At 67.9% G+C, this 17,425-nt stretch carries 12 protein-coding genes; 2 read left to right on the top strand and 10 right to left on the bottom strand.

The window, feature by feature from the left end; translation table 11 throughout:
- Nucleotides 1-199 precede the first annotated feature (199 nt).
- The 6 genes from AC1PLS_RS03595 to AC1PLS_RS03570 form a co-directional block, all read right to left on the bottom strand.
- A complete protein-coding gene (locus AC1PLS_RS03595; protein ID WP_481104213.1) occupies nt 200-1,600 on the bottom strand; it encodes a glycoside hydrolase family 28 protein in 1,401 nt (466 codons plus the stop codon).
- 321 nt (nt 1,601-1,921) lie between these two features.
- On the bottom strand, nt 1,922-3,040 hold the full coding sequence (gene rodA / locus AC1PLS_RS03590; RefSeq protein ID WP_054591925.1) for a rod shape-determining protein RodA: 1,119 nt from the start codon (nt 3,038-3,040) through the stop codon (nt 1,922-1,924).
- Nucleotides 3,037-5,097 carry a penicillin-binding protein 2 gene (gene mrdA / locus AC1PLS_RS03585; protein ID WP_024940728.1) on the bottom strand — a complete coding sequence of 687 codons (2,061 nt, stop codon included), beginning with the start codon at nt 5,095-5,097 and terminating at the stop codon, nt 3,037-3,039. Before mrdA ends, rodA begins: the two co-directional genes overlap by 4 nt.
- A gap of 3 nt (nt 5,098-5,100) precedes the next feature.
- Nucleotides 5,101-5,586: a rod shape-determining protein MreD gene (gene mreD / locus AC1PLS_RS03580; RefSeq protein ID WP_016900812.1), complete on the bottom strand. Its 486-nt coding sequence runs from the start codon at nt 5,584-5,586 to the stop codon at nt 5,101-5,103.
- Nucleotides 5,583-6,848: a rod shape-determining protein MreC gene (mreC, locus tag AC1PLS_RS03575; RefSeq protein ID WP_481104212.1), complete on the bottom strand. Its 1,266-nt coding sequence runs from the start codon at nt 6,846-6,848 to the stop codon at nt 5,583-5,585. Before mreC ends, mreD begins: the two co-directional genes overlap by 4 nt.
- A gap of 172 nt (nt 6,849-7,020) precedes the next feature.
- A complete protein-coding gene (locus tag AC1PLS_RS03570) occupies nt 7,021-8,067 on the bottom strand; it encodes a rod shape-determining protein (RefSeq protein ID WP_003482734.1) in 1,047 nt (348 codons plus the stop codon).
- Nucleotides 8,068-8,343: 276 nt separating this feature from the next.
- On the opposite strand from AC1PLS_RS03570, the gene AC1PLS_RS03565 reads away from it, so the two are divergent.
- Together AC1PLS_RS03565 and AC1PLS_RS03560 are read left to right on the top strand one after the other, a co-directional pair.
- The gene (locus tag AC1PLS_RS03565; RefSeq protein WP_003482735.1) at nt 8,344-9,276 is read left to right on the top strand and encodes a carbohydrate kinase family protein; all 933 of its coding nucleotides are present in this window, start codon (nt 8,344-8,346) and stop codon (nt 9,274-9,276) included.
- Between the two features lie 247 nt (nt 9,277-9,523).
- Nucleotides 9,524-11,497: a sigma-54-dependent Fis family transcriptional regulator gene (locus AC1PLS_RS03560; RefSeq protein ID WP_065032118.1), complete on the top strand. Its 1,974-nt coding sequence runs from the start codon at nt 9,524-9,526 to the stop codon at nt 11,495-11,497.
- Between the two features lie 667 nt (nt 11,498-12,164).
- On the opposite strand, the gene AC1PLS_RS03555 is transcribed toward AC1PLS_RS03560, so the two are convergent.
- From AC1PLS_RS03555 to AC1PLS_RS03540, 4 genes are read right to left on the bottom strand one after another with little or no spacing between them, the layout of a single operon-like run.
- Entirely contained in the window at nt 12,165-14,549 is a 2,385-nt protein-coding gene (locus tag AC1PLS_RS03555; protein ID WP_481104211.1) for a TonB-dependent receptor, read from the bottom strand.
- 10 nt (nt 14,550-14,559) lie between these two features.
- The gene (locus AC1PLS_RS03550; RefSeq protein ID WP_104591080.1) at nt 14,560-15,666 is read right to left on the bottom strand and encodes an S-(hydroxymethyl)glutathione dehydrogenase/class III alcohol dehydrogenase; all 1,107 of its coding nucleotides are present in this window, start codon (nt 15,664-15,666) and stop codon (nt 14,560-14,562) included.
- Between the two features lie 35 nt (nt 15,667-15,701).
- Nucleotides 15,702-16,763, bottom strand: coding sequence for a beta-propeller fold lactonase family protein (locus AC1PLS_RS03545; RefSeq protein WP_481104210.1), 1,062 nt, complete (start codon nt 16,761-16,763; stop codon nt 15,702-15,704).
- A complete protein-coding gene (locus AC1PLS_RS03540) occupies nt 16,760-17,416 on the bottom strand; it encodes a c-type cytochrome (RefSeq protein WP_167763132.1) in 657 nt (218 codons plus the stop codon). The genes AC1PLS_RS03545 and AC1PLS_RS03540 overlap by 4 nt, the downstream gene beginning before the upstream one ends.
- Nucleotides 17,417-17,425 lie beyond the last annotated feature (9 nt).

Below are 17,425 nucleotides of genomic sequence, written 5' to 3'. Positions count from 1 at the left end.
GAATTGTGGGGTGCGGGGTGCTCGTGTGCCGACCGGGGTTGTCTGGTGGACCGGGCCAGGGGCTGGCGAGGCTTTGTGTCTGGCGGCATGCCGTGGGCCTGCTTCTGATCTCTTCCTTTGATGGCATTAGCGGCCGGCTTGGGTCCCTTGAGGTCGATCCGGCCGTCAGGCGCGGCCGGAGTGGCCGGCGCCTGGCCGATCACAGGGCCGGGAAGCGTGGCGCAGTCGAGCAGGTGGGCACGCTGCCGCCAAGTTGCACGCTGGAGGTGGTGACGTTGCTGCCGGTCGGGGTGAGCGCGCTGTTGCTCAGCCCGATCTGCGCATCGCTGGCGGAGACCGCGGTATTGCCGGTGGCCACATTGGCCAGCGTCAGGTCCAGCGGCGTCTGCGCGTCGAAGCCTTTCAGAATCCAGCCCTTGCCCTTGAGGCCGACATCGCCGGTGGTACGCAGGCCGTTGACGACGATCCCGGCGAAACTGGGCTTGGTGCCGCTGCCGCCCACCGAATAGAACGGGTTGATCACCAGCGGGCTGGTCACCCCGTACAGGCAGGTATTGCGATAGGTGACCAGGCTGACCGGGCCGCCCTTGGCGAGGCTGGTCTTGATGCGCAGCCCGGTGTTGTCGGTACTGCGGTTGCCGGCATCGTCGGTGGCGGTGATGGCGTTGTTGTCGACCAGCACGTTGTTGACCCCGGACATCACCTCGCTGCCGATCGAGATGCCGTGGGTGCCGTAGCAGCGGTTGTCGCGCACGCTGATGTTGCCGGACTTGGACGCAATGGTCTTGATCGCCACGCAGTCGTCGCCGCCCATTACATCGTTGTCGACCAGGCTGGCGTTGACCACGCTGTCCAGGTCCAGGCCGTCGGTGTTGGGGCTGGTCGCCGGCGACTTCACCCGTACGCCCCAGATGGTCAGGCCATCGACGACATGCGCGAAGAAATGGAAGTACGCCGCATTGATCAGATTGACGTTGTAGAGGGTGAACGTGTTGGAGTTCTGCACCTTGATCAGGTCCGGGCTGTTCTGCACCTGGCCGGCAGCCTTGGCGTTTTCGCCGAACTCCCACCAGGTGGTGCTCTTGCCGAGCATGGGCAGGTCGCCGCGCCCGTCGATCGTGCCCTGACGCCCGCCGGTGCGTACGCCCATTACGCCCGACCTGGTGCCCTTGACGCTGATCAGCGGCAGGCAACCGCCGCTCTTGGCGCCTGCGGCACCGCAACCGCTGCCGTAGTCGGCCGGATTGCGCGAGCCGTACAGGGTCACGCCCTGATCGACGACCAGGGTGACGCCGGTGGGAATGGTCAGCGGGCCGCTGAGAAACGCGTTGCCGGTGCCGGCCTTGAGCAGCACGCTGCCGTTTTTGCCGGTGCAGGCAGTCAGTGCGGCCTGGATGGCTTTGGTGTCGGGCGGTGCGCTTTCCAGCGCGGCGTCGAACAGCCGCCCGCTTGGCGCACGGCTGGCGCTCACCGGCTGGCAGGTGGCGGGAATCGCCGGCTCGGAGACCGCGCGCGTATCGCCGGTGGCAAGGTTGATGGCGCCGGCGTGAGCGGCGAACGTAAGACAGACACCGCCGATCGCGGCGGTTGGCAGTTTCATGGAAGAGGTCACCTGGAAGAGGAATGGCGCGTGCCTGCAGCTGCAACGCGACCCGGCCGCGCGCAGGACGGCGGCGCATCGGACTCTACGGAGCGACGCGCCTATTCACAGAAGGCGAGCGAACCCGATACCGCATGCGCGAAGCGGCCCCGCGCCGGGATGTCGTCATTGCAACGCAGCGCGCAGAACCGCGCGCGCCTTGCGCAGCGTCAGCTGCGTGTCATGCCCCTGTCGCCAGCGGCGTAGTGCGCCTGGCCAGGTGTGATCGGCTCTTTCGACACGGGTGAGTGCCTGTCAGCGTCGGCTGCAGAACACGCCGGCTCAGTAGCCGTGCACCGGGCGGTGCGCCTTGACCGCCATCACCAGACCCAGCCCGGCCAGCAGCGACACCGCCGAGGTACCGCCGTAACTCATCAGCGGCATCGGCACGCCCACCACCGGCAGCAGGCCGGAAATCATGCCGCCGTTGACCAGCACGTAGACGAAGAAGGCCAGGCCGGTGGCACCGGCGACCAGGCGCGAATAGGTGTCGCGCGCCTGCGCGGCGATCCACAGGCAGCGCGCGATCACGATCAGGTACAGGCTGAGCACGGTCGCCACGCCGATCCAGCCGAACTCCTCGCTGAGCACCGAGAACGCAAAGTCGGTGGTCTGTTCGGGAATGAAGTTCAGATGCGACTGCGAGCCCAGCCCCCAGCCCTTGCCGTCGAAACCGCCCGAGCCAATCGCGATCTTGGACTGGATGATGTTCCAGCCGGCGCCCAGCGCATCGTTTTCCGGGTTGAGGAACATCATGATGCGGTCCTTCTGATACGGCCGCAGCAGCCAGAACCAGGCTACCGGCGCGGCCGCCGAGACGCCGCCCACGCCCACCGCCACCCACCACCACGGCAGGCCGGCCAGCAGCAGCACGAACACGCCGCTGGCGGCGATCAGCACGCCGGTGCCGAAGTCCGGCTGCAGCATGATCAGTGCGGTCGGCACGCCGATGATCACGCCGGTCACCAGCACGGTGGAGATGCGCGGCGGCAACGGCATGCGGTGCAGATACCAGGCCGCCATCATCGGCAGGCTGATCTTGAGCAGTTCGGCCGGCTGCAGGTAGAACAGTTTCAGGTCCAGCCACTGGCGTCCGTACTTGCCGGTGCCCAGCGCGAACACCGCCAGCAGCGGCAGCATCGACAGGCCGTATACCCAAGGCGTCCAGGCGCGCAGGCGCAGCACCGACATGCGCGAAATCCCCCACATCGCGGCCAGGCCGATGACGAAGCGCACGGCTTGCGCCATCACCAGATGATCGCCGTTGGCGGCGCCGCCCGCGCTCTTGAGCACCGACAGGCCGATCACCATCAGCGCACCCAGCGCCAGGCACAGCACCCAGTCCAGGCTGCGCGTGAAACGCGCAACCATGTCCACCAGCCAGCGCAGGATGTCACTCAATGGTCGGTCTCCTGGACCGCATCGGGCACATCCGGCACCACGGGCTGCGCCGGCGTGTTGGGGTCCAACGCCACCGCAGTCTGGCCGATCACCACCGGCAGCTCGTCCAGCGTGGCCGCGGCCGCATCGCCGGCTTGGCGCGCATCGGTGGCGCCGGCTTCGAACTGGTTGACGCCCACCGCAGTCATGCCGAGCTCGCTGTCCAGCGGCTCCAGGCCGGCGGGCAGCTTGCCGAGCAGCCAGGCGTCGAAGATCTTGCGTGCGATCGGCGCTGCCGAGCTGGTACCGAAACCACCGCCCTCCACCGCCACCGCCACTGCGATGACCGGGTTGTCGGCCGGCGCGAAGCCGACGAACAGGCCACGGTGGCGCAGGTGCAGCGGCAGGCTGCGCGGGTCCACCGCGGCCACGCCCTTGCGGCTGACCACCTGCGCGGTGCCGGTCTTGCCGGCCATCTGATACGGCGCGCCCGGCGTGATCGCATAGCCGGTGCCGCCCGGGCGCATGGTGTCCATCATGCCCTCGCGCACCACCTGCAGGTGCGCCGCGCTCGGGCTGATCGGCTTGCCCGGCGGCTGGATCATCGGCTGCCAGGGGTGATCGAAGCCGGTGCGCTGCTCCAGCACCAGGTGCGGGCGCAGCAGCAGCCCGCTGGCGATCGCCGACACCCCGCGCACCAGTTGCAGCGGGGTCACCTTCCAGTCGCCCTGGCCGATGGCGATGTTGACGGTGTCGCCGGGATACCAGCGCTCCTTGCGGGTTTTGTACTTGTAGGCCGGCGACGGCAGGATGCCGCCGATCTCGCCGAGCAGGTCCACCCCGGTCGGCTGGCCGAAGCCGTACTCGCCCAGGTAGTGGTCGAAGCGCTCGATGCCCATGTCCACCGCCAGCCGGTAGTAATAGGTATTGACCGACTGGGCGATGGACTTGCGCAGATCGGTCCAGCCATGGCCGCCGCGATGCGAATCGCCCCAGCCGCGGCTGACCCCGGGCAGATAGAACATGCCGGTGGACAGCACCCGGTCTTCCGGCCGGCGCAGGCCGCTGTCCAGGCCGGCCAGCGCGATCAGCGGCTTGAGCGTGGAGCCCGGCGCCACGCCACCCAGCACCAGCCGGTTGAACTGCGGCCGCGACGGGTTGTCGTTGAGCATGCGGAAATCGGTATGCGAGATGCCGTTGACGAACAGGTTGGGGTCGTAGCTGGGCAGGCTGACCATGCCCAGGATCTCGCCGGTGCGCGGGTCCATCGCGATCGCCGCGCCCTCGTGCTCGCCGAACGCGGCCACCATCGCGCGCTGCAGGTCGGCATCCACCGACAGCCGCAGGTCCGCGCCCGACTGCGGCGCGACCCGGCCGACGGTGCGGATCGCCCGCCCCTGCACGTTGGTTTCGACCTGCTCGTAACCGACCTGGCCGCGCAGGTCCTGCTCGTAGTAGCGCTCCAGCCCGGACTTGCCCATGTGGGTGAGCGCGGCATTGCCCTCGCCCAGCACCGCCAGGTCCTTCTCGTCGATGCGGCCGACGTAGCCGATGATGTGCGCGAACAGCGGCCCGTACGGGTAGCGGCGGGTCAGATACGGCTCCAGCTCCACGCCGGGAAAGCGCCAGCGCTCCACCGCAAAGCGCGCCATTTCCTCATCGCTCATGCGCAGCTTGAGGGTGACCGGCAGGAAGCTGCGGCGCGCGCGCCGCTCGCGGTTGAAGCGCTCCAGATCCTCCGGCGCGATCGGGATCACCTTGCCCAGCGCGGCCAGCATGGCGTCCATGTCGGTGACCTTGTCCGGGGTCACGTCCAGGCGGAAGGCCGGCACGTTCTCGGCCAGCAGCCGGCCGGTGCGGTCGTAGATCATGCCGCGCCCGGGCACCACCGGCTTGGGCTTGATGCGGTTGGCTTCCGAGCGCGTGGCATAGACCTCGTGGTCAAGCACCTGCAGCTTGAAATACCAGCCGCCCAGCCCGACCAGGCAGATCACCACCATCACAAAGCCCAGCACCGCACGCCGGCGGAACTGTTCGGCCTCCGCATGCGGGTTCTTGGGATGACGACGCCCGTGCATGGCTTACTTCTTGCTCCGCTTGCCCAGCCGCACCGCATCCAGCAACACGAACAGCGGCGGCCATAGCGCCATGCCCAGCAGCGGCGCCCACCAGTAGCTCCACGGCAGGGTCGGCTCGCCCACCGCCAGATGCACGGCCGAGGAGACGATGCGGTCGTTGAGCAGCAGCCCGCCGATCGCCAGCGCCTGCTGCGAGACCGGGAAGAAGCGCATCCGCGCGCGGAAGCGCTGCAGGATGAAGGTCATGATCACCAGCCGCAGCGCCTGCTCGCCGAGCAGCCCGCCATACAGCAGGTCGGCCAGCACGCCGGCCACGAAGGCAATGCCCAGCCCGACCCGGTCCGGCTCCTCGATCACCCAGTACGCCAGCACCAGCGCCAGCCAGTACGGACGCAGCGGCTGCACCACCACCGGCAGCGGCAGCAGGCCCAGCACCAGCGCGATGACGATGCTCGCCGGCAGGATCCAGGTGTTGCGCATGCGGGTCATTGGTCCGTCTCCTGCGGAGCCGGACGGGATTGGGGAGTGGGGATTGGGGATTGGCTGGAAGCAGCGCCCTGTGGCGGGGACGAACGGGAATCGGGATTCGGGCCGTTGGATGCGGTCGATGCGGGACGGCGGGCGGGCATGCTGGCCGGGCGGCCGGACGCTGGCGCACTGGACGGCTGCGCGCCGGGCGCGGCAGGTGTCGCTGCGGACTGGGTAGGCGCCGAGGTACCGGTGCCCGATGCCGCGGCGGCCGTCGGGCGCGCGGTATCAGTCGCTGCGTTGGAAACACCGCCCGCAGACGTGCGCGGTGTCGCAGTCACCGGCGCGCCGGCCGCCGCCGCGACGCCGTTGCTGTTGCCGTTGCTGTTGCTGTTGCCAATCCCAACTCCCGACTCCCCAATCCCGGCCCCAGGCACCACCCGCAGCGGCTTGCCCGCGCGCAGCAGCAGCACATCGCGGCCGCGATCGAGCTTCGCGGCCGGGGTCAGTTCGCCGACCAGGAAGGCGTGGGTGTCGTCCGGGTGCAGTTCGGAGACCTTGCCGACCGGGAAGCCAGCCGGGAAGCGGCCACCGAGGCCGGAGGTGACGATTTCGTCGCCCACCTGCACGCCGGCGCTGAGCGGGATGTCGCGCAGTTCCAGCCGGTCGCCGCGGCCGTAGACGATCAGGCGCACGCCGTTGCGCGCCACGCTGACCGGCACCGCGTGGTCGGGGTCGGTCAGCAGCAGCACGGTCGAATGCAGCGGGGTCACTTCGATCACCTGGCCCATCAGCCCGCCGGCATCGATCACCGCCTGGCCCAGCAGCACGCCATCGCGGCTGCCGGCGTCCAGCAGCAGGCGCTGCCGGGTCGGGTCCAGGTCGATATCCAGGATCGGCGCCAGCTGCACGTCCAGCCCGCGGCGCTCGGCGACGTTGAGCAGTTCGCGCAGCTGCGCATTGTCCAGCGCAGCGGTCTGCAGCCGGGTCAGCCGCGCATTGGCCACCAGCAACTGATTGCGCAGGGTGCGGGTTTCTTCCACCAGCTGCGCATGGGTGGCGGCGTTGTCGCGCACCTGCGAGCCGATCCGCCCCGGCAACCCGGCCACCGCCCAGATCGGCTGGATCAGCAGGTTGGCCTGCAGACGCACCTGGCTCAGCCAGCCCCCCCGGCTATCGAGCGCGATCAGCACGATCGCCAGCACCAGATAGACCAGCAGCCGCAGCGTGGAGGTGACTTCGCCCGGACGGGAGGCGACGGGAGGACCGGCGTAGGAGGGCACTGTCAGGGCCGGGATTGGAGATTCGGAATTGGGGATTCGGGGAGCGGTTGGCTGCCCCCGATACGAATGCGGCTAAAACGTGAACTCGCGGAACTGCGGAGCAGTCCTACCGGGCCGTGGGCCGGAACCGCTTCTGCGAATCCCGAATGCCGACTCCCCAATCCCGAACGCTTCACTCCGGCGCGAAGAACTCGTTGCCGTGCATGTCCACCAGCTCCAGCGCGCGACCGCCACCGCGGGCCACGCAGGTGAGCGGGTCGTCGGCGACCTGTACGTGCAGGCCGGTTTCTTCGGAGATCAGGCGGTCCAGGTCGCGCAGCAGTGCGCCGCCGCCGGTGAGCACGATGCCGCGCTCGGCCACGTCGGCACACAGTTCCGGCGGGGTCTGTTCCAGCGCCAGCTTGACCGCCGAGACGATGCCCGACAGCGGCTCGTGCAATGCCTCGAGCACTTCGTTGGAGTTGATCTTGATCATCTTCGGCACGCCTTCGGCAAGATTGCGGCCGGAGATTTCCATCTCCTGCACCTCGTCCTGCGGGTAGGCGCAGCCGATCTGCAGCTTGATGCGCTCGGCGGTGGCTTCGCCGATCAGCATGCCGTGGTTGCGGCGCACGTAGTTGGTGATCGACTCGTCGAAGCGGTCGCCGCCCACGCGCACCGACTGCGAGTAGACGATGCCGTTGAGCGAGATGACCGCCACTTCGGTGGTGCCGCCGCCGATGTCGATGACCATCGAACCGCGCGCCTCGGTCACCGGCATGCCGGCACCGATCGCCGCGGCCATGGGTTCCTCGATCAGATACACATCGCGCGCACCGGCTTCTTCCGCCGATTCCTTGATGGCGCGGCGCTCGACCTGGGTGGAACCGGCCGGCACGCACACCAGCACGCGCGGGCTCGGGCGCAGGAAGCGCGACTTGTGTACCTTCTTGATGAAGTGCTTCAGCATTGCCTCGGTGTAGGTGAAGTCGGCGATGACGCCGTCCTTCATCGGGCGGATCGTGGTGATGTGACCCGGGGTGCGGCCAAGCATCTGCTTGGCCTCGGCGCCGACGGCGGCCACCGAGCGCGTGCCGCCGATTGCGCGGTCCTGACGCACCGCCACCACCGAAGGTTCGTTCAGTACGATGCCCTGCCCGCGTACGTAGATCAGCGTATTGGCCGTGCCCAGGTCGATGGACAGGTCGTTGGAGAACATGCCGCGGAGTTTCTTGAACATCGAGGGAGTTGTTCCTGGGTAAGTCGCGTGCCCGCCGCCAGACTGGCGAAATTTTGGGCAGAAAACGAAGTCCACTAGCCTAGCAATCCCCCCCGGTGCGGGCAAGGAAAAATCGGCCGTTGCGGCGTCGTTTTCATGTGCCGGTCACGCCGGGCATGGCATGCGGTTGTGGCCCTGATCGGTCGCAGCCGTTACCCTTTGCGCCGCGGCGCGCGCGCCGTCCCGCTGCCATGCCCGGCAACTGGCGGGTATTTCCCAACGCAAAGGCCTGACTCGATGTCCGCACTGATCTGTGGTTCCCTCGCCTACGACACCATCATGGTGTTTCCGGACCAGTTCAAGAACCACATCCTGCCGGACAAGGTGCACATCCTGAATGTGTCGTTCCTGGTCCCGCGCATGCGCCGCGAGTTCGGCGGTTGCGCCGGCAATATCGCCTACAACCTGCATCTGCTCGGCGGCGCGCCGATCCCGATGGGCACCGTGGGCCAGGACTTCGGCCCGTATCGCGAGCATTTCGAAACGCTGGGGATCGACCTGTCGCGGGTGAAGATCATCGACGACCTGTTCACCCCGCAGGCCTTCATCACCACCGACCACGACAACAACCAGATCACCGCCTTCCATCCGGGCGCGATGATGCGCAGCTACGAGAACCACGTGAAGGATGTGCCGGGCGTGACCCTGGGCCTGGTCGGCCCGGATGGGCGCGAGGGCATGATCCAGAATGCGGAAGAGTTCGCTGCCGCCGGCATCCCCTTCATCTTCGACCCCGGCCAGGCGATGCCCTTGTTCAATGGCCCGGAACTGCGCCAGTTCATCGAGCAGGCCCAGTACGTGGTGGTCAACGACTACGAATCCAACCTGCTGCAGGAACGCACCGGCTGGGACGAGAAGGACATCGTCTCGCGCGTGCAGGCCTACATCACCACGCAGGGCCCCAAGGGCGCGCTGGTGCATACGCCGGAAAAGACCTACGACATCCCGCCGGCGCACGAGCGCCGCGTGGTCGACCCGACCGGCTGCGGTGACGCCTTCCGCGCCGGTCTGATCTACGGCATCCAGGGCGGTTACGACTGGCTGACGATCGGGCGGATGGGCAACCTGATGGGCGCACTGAAGGTGGAGCACCCGGGCACGCAGAACCAGCGGTTCGACTTTGCCGAGTTCAACGACCAGTTCAAGCAGCAGTTCGGCTACGCGCTCTGACGCGCACCGCCGCTGATCAGCGCTTGCCCTTCTCCTCTCGGGAGCAGGTGCCCCGCAGGGGCGGATGAGGGGACGGGCGAAGCCCCGTGCAAGTTGAACAGCTTCGGGCTTCGCACCGCCCCCTCACGGCACTCTCTCTCCCGCAGGAAAGGGGCGCGTCGGCACCGCAATTGCTGCAATGCAGTTTGAGCATCGGCCCGATCTGTGCCTCTACTGACGCTTCGCGCTCACTGAGGAACGCTGGCCCATGTCCGAGCCAAGCGTTGTCGCCGCCACGTCCATCGCCCTGCCGGAGATCGAACCGGATGCGCTCCGGCAGATCCGCCGGTTGCGCGACATCGCGCCGCTTGCCGCACCACTGTCGCGCTCGTGGCGGCGCTGCCTGGACGATTACGCGTTGTTGCCCGAGGCAGCCCCCGAGCCGCTGGTGCACGATGCGCTGCACGTGCGCGAGCGCCAGCAACGTCTGGGCGATGTGCTGCGCATTGCCAAGGTGGAGATGGAAAACCTCTACGAGCAGATCGCCGGCAGCGGCTACGCCGTGATCTTTGCCGATGCCGAGGCGACCGTGCTGCACAGCGTGCACGACCCGACCCTGCTGCGCGAATTCCGCCAGGCCGGTCTGTTCTGCGGCGCCAGCTGGGCCGAGTGTCACCAGGGCACCAACGGCCTGGGCACCTGCGCCGCCGAGCGCACCGCAGTCAGCGTGCACCGCGGCGAACATTACCTGACCCGCCATCTGCCGCTGTCGTGCAGCGGCGCGCCGATCCTGGACCCGCATGGCGGGCTGCTGGCGGTGCTGGATGCGTCCACCCCCAACGCGCAGGACGGCAAGCAGATCCAGCGCCACACCGTGGCCCTGGTGAGCATGTCGGCGGCGCAGATCTCGCGCTCGCATTTCCTCAACCAGTTCGGCCATGCCTTCATCCTGCGCTTCCATAGCCGGCCCGAGTTCGCCGGCCTGCTGCACGAGGCACTGATCGCGATCGATACCGATGGCCGCGTGCTGGCAGTCAACGAGGCGGTGCTGGAGCAACTGGGCAAGATCGATCGCAGCCAGCTGGTGGGCCGCAACATCGCACAGGTGATGCAGCTGGATTTCGACACCCTCGAGCACCGCGCCGGCAGCGATGCCGGCACCTTGTGGTCGATCCGCTGCGCCTGCCATGGGCGACGGTTCTACGCACTGGTGCGCCCGCCGCGCGCGCGCGCTGCGCTGCCGGCGGTGGGTGGGCCGGCGCAGCTGGCACCGGATACCGAGCTGCAACCCGGTGAGCATGTCGGCTCGGATTCGCGCATGCGCCACAACCTGGCCAATGCCTTGAAGCTGGCTGCGCATCGGGTGTCGATTCTGCTGTGCGGCGACACCGGCACCGGCAAGGAGGAATTCGCCAAGGCGGTGCACCGCGGCTCGCCGTGGGCTGGCGGCGCGTTCGTGGCGATCAACTGCGCGGCGATTCCCGAGGCATTGATCGAGAGCGAATTGTTCGGGTATGCGCGCGGCGCGTTCACCGATGCCGCGCGCGAAGGCCGCCATGGCAAATTGCTGCAGGCCAGCGGAGGCACCCTGTTTCTGGATGAAATCGGCGACATGCCGCTGCCCTTGCAGAGCCGCCTGCTACGCGTGCTGGAAGAACAATGCGTCACCCCGCTGGGCAGCGAACGCGCGGTACCGCTGGAGCTGCACGTGATCAGCGCCAGCCATCGCGATCTGGCGCAGCGGGTGGCGGCCGGCGAGTTTCGCGAGGATTTGTATTACCGGCTCAATGGCGTGGTGCTGCACCTGCCACCGCTGCGCGAGCGCAGCGACAAGGCCGAGCTGATCCGCACCCTGCTGCGCGAGGAAACCAGCGAGCACAGCGTGCGCATCAGCGAGGAAGCGATGCACAAGCTGCTGAGCTACGCATGGCCGGGCAACCTGCGCCAGTTGCGTAATGTGCTGCGCACGGCGGCGGTATTGTGCAGCGACGGAGTGATCCGCCTGCCAAATCTGCCGCAGGAAATCGTCGATGCCGGCAGCGCACCGTGCCTGGTCGATGGCGGCGCGGTGGCCGCCGACGACATGCCCGGCCGCGTCGCACTCGACCAGGCCGAACGCCTGGTGTTGCAGCAACAACTCGAACGCCACCGCTGGAATGTCAGCCGCACTGCCGATGCCCTGGGCATCAGTCGCAATACGCTGTATCGCAAGCTGCGCAAGCATGGCCTGGATACCGGGTGATTGGGGGGCGGGGATTTGGGATTCGGAATTGGGGAATTGAGGGGCAGGGATTCGGGATTCGGAATTGGGGATTCGTTAGAGCCCATGCTGGTTCTTGGCGCTGGTATTTGGAGCGATTTATCAAGAGCACTTCTTGACCATCAGGTGGGTGCCGCTGTTGTTTGGTGCGGCATGCACCACGTGTCGATGCCGCGATTGTGGAGCGGATGATTTGGAACTTGGTTGCAGGGCCCTTGCCCGCCCACCCTCGCAGGACACGCCGCAAGTACGTCCTTGTAGGCTCTTACGCGGCATCCATGCCGCGTAAGGTCCCGCGACGGTGGGCGGGCAAGGGCCAGTCGAGATGGTCGGTATGCACGGTAGGAGCAGTGATTGATGCGCGTTGTTCGATCATGACGTGCCGGCTCAACACCTGATGCGCAACGCGCTACTAGCAGCTTTCACGCGACCACCGATTCACTTTCTGGTGCGGTGGCCTCGCCGATTGCGGGACCGTGTGGCGGCATGGATGCCGCCACCGAGCCCCCAGGGATGGGTTCACGGCGTGTCCCGCGAGCGGTGAGGACACCGCGCCCTCCACCAGCGCAGCTCCGCACCATCCAGATGACGCTGACGGCAACTGGAGCCTGCACCGTACGAATCCCCAATCCCGAATCCCCGCCCCGACTCACAACGCCCAGCGTATGCCGATCAGATACTGCCGCGGTCCACCTGGTGCAAGAAACCGCGCCGGGCCGGTTTCCACGGGCGCGTCCTGCGGGCGCGCGAGTGCTCCGTCCGGAAACACGTCTTCGGCCACGGCCGCGTAGGTCGCGTAGCGGCGGTTGAAGACGTTGTCGATGCGGGCGAACAGCGACAGCCGCGCGCCCAGTTGCCAACGCGCCTGCAGATCCACCAGCGCGTAGCCGGCGGTGCCGATGTCGATGCGCTCGGGTGCGGGCTCGTCGTCGTCGGCATTGTCGACCTGGCCATCCTCGTTGCCGCTGGCCACGCGCCCGGACACCGCACGCACCCCAGCGCCCAGGGTCAGCGCATCGTGCTGCCATTCCACGCCGAGCTTGAGGTTGTGGCGCGGCAATGCGGCGATGCGCAGGCCTGGACGCAAGGCGATCACGCGCTCGCCGGACAGCAGCTCGCCATCGCTGCGGTAGGTCGCATCCAGGAAGCTGTAGCCGGCCGACCATTGCCAGTCGCCGCTGCGCAGACGCAGCGCCAGATCCGCGCCCTGGTAGCGGGTGCGGCCGACGTTGTCGAAGTAACCCAGCTGGGTGTCCGGTGCACGCAGGAACAAAATGTCGTCGCGATTGTCGGCGCGGTACACCGACAGGCTGGCGTTGCTGTTGGCCGACGGCGCCCAGCGCGCGCCGAGCTCGTATGTGCGGGAGACGATCTGCTCCAGACGCGGGTCGGCCTGCAGGCCGGTCGGCAACCGACACGGCTGGGTGGGATCGGCGCAACCCAGTTCGATCGCGGTCGGTGCGCGGCTGTTTTGCGCGACCGAACCGTACAACGTCAGCCCCGAATCGAGCCGATGGGTCAGACCCAGGGACGGATTGGCCTTGGCATAGACGAAGCGCTCGCGTGGGCGGTCGCCGTCGTCGGCGGTGGAAAGGATGTTGTCCACCACCACGCGATTCCAGCGCACTGCAGCGCTGAGATGGGTGGCAGCGTCCAGCGCCCAGGTGTCGGCGACGAATACGCCCAGCGTCTTGGTGCTGCCGCGCACGCCGGAAAAGAACGCACGCTCGCCATCCGGATCGGCAGCGACCGAGCGGTCCGGTTGCACCCAGCCGTCGCGGGCGAATTGCTGATAGCGCACATGACCACGATCGAAGGTGACGCCGGTGCTGAGCGCATGCGCACCCCACTGACTGCTCAGGTTGACTGCCAGGCCTTGCGCCTCCTGGCGCATCTGGGTGGTGTTGAGCGCGCCGGTGGGCAATGCATCGGCAGCGGCGCGCGCGACATCGCAATCGGCATCCAGCGCGCTGCCGTCGGCGGCGTAGCCGGAGGCGCATTCTTCGACGAATTCTTCGTAGTCCTCGCCGATATCGCCATTGACGGTGTCGCGGCGGCCCACGCGCGCGTAGGCCAGTGCATGCAATGCGGTGTCCGCATCAAAGCGATGGTCCAGTTGCGCGGTGAACAGCGTATTGCGATTGCGGGTGAGATCGGGCGAGGTGTACACCGCGCGGCGGTCGGCGCGATACAGGCCGGGCTCGGGGCCATCGTCGGTGAAGCGCGTATCCGGCAGCAGGCCATTGCCGATCAGGCGGCTGCGCCCGTGCAGCAGCGACAGGCTCCAGTCGGTCTGCTCGCCCTGCTTGCCGACCTTGCCGAACACGGTTCCCAGGCGGCCCTCGGAGGCATCGCGCCAGCCGTTCTCGTCGAAACCGGTCACCGCGACGAAGCCATGCCAACCGTCCTGACTGGCGAGCCCATAACTGGCGTCCAGGCGCTTGCGCGCGCCGCTGCCGATGCTCAGCTCGCCCTGCACTCCCGGCGAGGTGAGGCCTGATGCGGTAGACAACACCACCGCGCCACCGAGCGTGTTCGGCCCGAACAAGGGATTGGAGCCGGGCATCAGAGTGACTGCGTTGATTGCCGACTCGGGCAGCATGTCCCAGCTGACGATGTCGGCGAACGGTTCGTTGAAACGCACGCCATCCAGATACACCGACACGCCTTGCGAGGCGCCGGGCAAGGCGGAGGCACGAAACCCGTGGAAGGTGAGATCGTTCTGGAACGCGCTGCCCTGCACATCGTTGCCATCCACGCCGACGAAGCGCCGCTGCAACAGATCGCCGAGGTTGTTGCTGCGCGCGCGCGACAGCTCGCTGTTGGTGGCCGATTGCACCATGTACGGCAGTTGCGCCGCATCGATGGTGGTGCCGGGGATCGGCGTGGCGGTGACCTCGATGCGGTCCAGCCAGGTCACCTGCGGCGCATCGGCCGCCACTGCCAGCGCGCTGCTTGCGAGCAAGGCGCTGGCGCAGGCGCCTGCCAGTGCGTGATGGTGCAACCTTGCCGTGCTGCGTGTGCCTGCTGCCATCTGCGTCTCCTCAATAAAGCACGATCGATTTGATGCCGCGCGCCGCACGCAAGTCCGCCAGCGCCTGATTGATGTCGTCCAGCGCCAGCGTGCGGGTGATCAACGGCGCCAGCCGGATGTCGCCGTGCAGATAGCGCGCGACATAGCCGGGCAATTCGCTGCGTCCTTTCACTCCGCCGAAGGCGCTGCCGCGCCATACCCGTCCGGTCACCAGTTGAAACGGGCGCGTGCTGATTTCCTGCGCGTCGTCGGCCACGCCGAGGATGACGCTCTCGCCCCAGCCCTTGTGGCAGCACTCCAGCGCCGCGCGCATCGCGCCGACATCGCCCACGCATTCGAAGCTGTGGTCGGCGCCGCCATCGGTGAGGTCCACGATCACCTGCTGGATCGGTGCGCCGTAGTCGCGCGGATCCAGGCAATCGGTGGCGCCCAACGCGCGCGCCAGCGCGAACTTGGCCGGGTCGATGTCCACCGCGATGATGCGCCCGGCCTGCGCCAGTACCGCGCCCTGCACCACCGACAAGCCGATGCCGCCCAGGCCGAACACCGCCACGCAGTCGCCGGGCCGCACATGCGTGCTGTTGAGCACCGCACCGACGCCGGTGGTGACCGTGCAGCCGAGCAGGCAGACCTGATCCAGCGCTGCCTCCGGCTGGATCCGCGCGACCGCGATCTCCGGCACCACGGTGTATTCGGAAAACGTGCTGATGCCCATGTGGTGCAGGATCGGCCGGCCGTGCAACGAGAACCGGCTGCTGCCATCGGGCATCAGCCCGCGCTCCTGGCTGCTGCGGATCGCCTGGCACAGGTTGGTGCGGCCGGAGCGGCAGAACTTGCACACGCCGCATTCGGGCATGTACAGCGGGATGACGTGATCGCCGGGCTGCACGCTGGTGACGCCGATACCGACCGCTTCGACGATGCCGGCCCCTTCCTGCCCCAGGATCACCGGGAAGCTGCTTGCTTGCCCGTGCGCCAATGCATGCGCATCGCCATGGCAGATCCCGGTGGCGACCAGGCGCACCAGCACCTCGCCGGGCCGCGGCGGCTGCAGGTCCACCTCTTCGATGGTCAGCGGCTGGTGCGGACCCCATGCCACCGCAGCGCGTGTCTTCATCCGGCCTCCCTGGCGCGCTGCGGCATGCCCGCCGCTCAGCGCGCGATGACCACGCCCCACGGCAGTTCGCCGACGGGGATCTGTTTGATCTCGCGCAACGCGACGGTGTCGATCACGCTGACCGTGTTCGAGCGCCCGTTGGCGACATACAGCTTGTCGCCGGCCGGGGTCAGTGCCGGATTCCACGGCCGCAGCCCCACCGCAATCTCGGCGAGACTGCGCGCAGTGTTGGTATCGATCACGCTGAGCGTGCCGGCACCGCCGTTGGACGCATACAGCCGCGTGCCGTCGGCCGACAACGCCACGCCGGCCGTGCGCACGCCGGCCGGCAGGCTGGCGCGGCGTTGGCGCGTCTGCAGGTCGATCACGTCGACCACGTTGGCGGTTTCCTGCGCGATGTAGACGCTGTGCCCGTCGGGCGCGAACGCCATGCCGCGCGGATGGCCGCTGGTGGCGACCACGCCACGCGAGCGACCGGTGGCCAGCTCGATCCTGTCCATGTCGTTGGAGCCCTCGTTGCTGGTGAGCAGCCACTGCCCGTCCGGCGTGTAGGCGCAGTGCTCGGGTGCCTGCCCGCGCGTAGCGATCACCTGCTGCACGCTGAACTGCGCAGCATCGATCAACATCACCTGGTTCTGGCCTTCCACGCACACCGCAAACTGCTTGCCGTCCGGCGACAACGCAATGCCTTCGGCGTTCTCGCCGATCTCCACGCTGCGCAGCACCGCGTCCTTGTCGGTATCGAGTTCGATCAGGCGGTGATGCTCGGCATCGATCAGGTACAGATGCCCCTGCGGGCCCGGCAATACCTGCTGCAGGCGCTTGCCCAGTTGTCCCTGCGCACTGAGCGTACGCACCACCGTGTCGGTGTGCGTATCGATCACCGACACCGTGCCGCTGCGCTGGTTGGGCACATAGGCAAATACCGGCGGCGTTGCGGGCACCGGGGCCGCGGCCTTCGTTGCAGGCATCGCTGCCGCCGGCGCCGCGCTGGACGCCGGCGGCTCCGCATCGCGCCGGCAACCGGCCAAGGCCAGCAGCGCGCCCAGCGCAGTTGCCGCAAGCAGACACCGCCACCCGGTTGCCACTGGCCTCATTGCGCCTTGCCCGCGGTCTTGTTGATCGAATGGATGAAGGCGAGCAGTTTTTCGGTGTCGCCCGGCTTGAGCACCGGCGCGAACGGCGGCATCTGCCCGACCACCTTTTCATGCCCGACCCGCGTCTTGCCGTGGGTGATCATCGCGGCGGTGCCTTCGCTGATCAGCGTGCGCAAAGTGTCGTCGTCGCTGCCATACACCCAGATGTCGTTGGTCAACGGCGGGCACATGCCGCCGCCACCGGTGCCGCCATGGCAGGCATTGCAGCCGGCGGAGAAATAGATCTTCTTGCCCTCGGCGATCAGTTCGGGCGTGACCTTGACCTCCGGCCCCTTCGGGATCGGCACCACGGTGGCCGGCGCTGCAGGCGGCGTGGCCGGATCAGGCGCAGGCCCGGCGGCCGGGTTGGGCACCGCGGCGCTCGCCGCTGCGGGCGCAGGCGCGGCAGTGCCGGTGGCCGGCGCCGGCGGGCTGGCAGCAGGTGCGGTAGCCGCCTCAGGCGCGGGCGCCGGTGGTGGTGCGTCCTTGCCGCAGGCGGCCAGCACGAGGCTGAGCATCACCGCGCACAGCGGTGCGCGCATGGAACGATCGAAACAACCCACGGTGGACTTGCGCATGAACGAACCTTTCTGATCGGAGGGAGCACCGCGCACCCCGTGCGC

Source organism: Xanthomonas sp. NCPPB 3218 (assembly GCF_056725185.1).
Note: the sequence above shows the minus strand (reverse complement) of the source record. Positions and strands in the feature narration are given on the sequence as shown.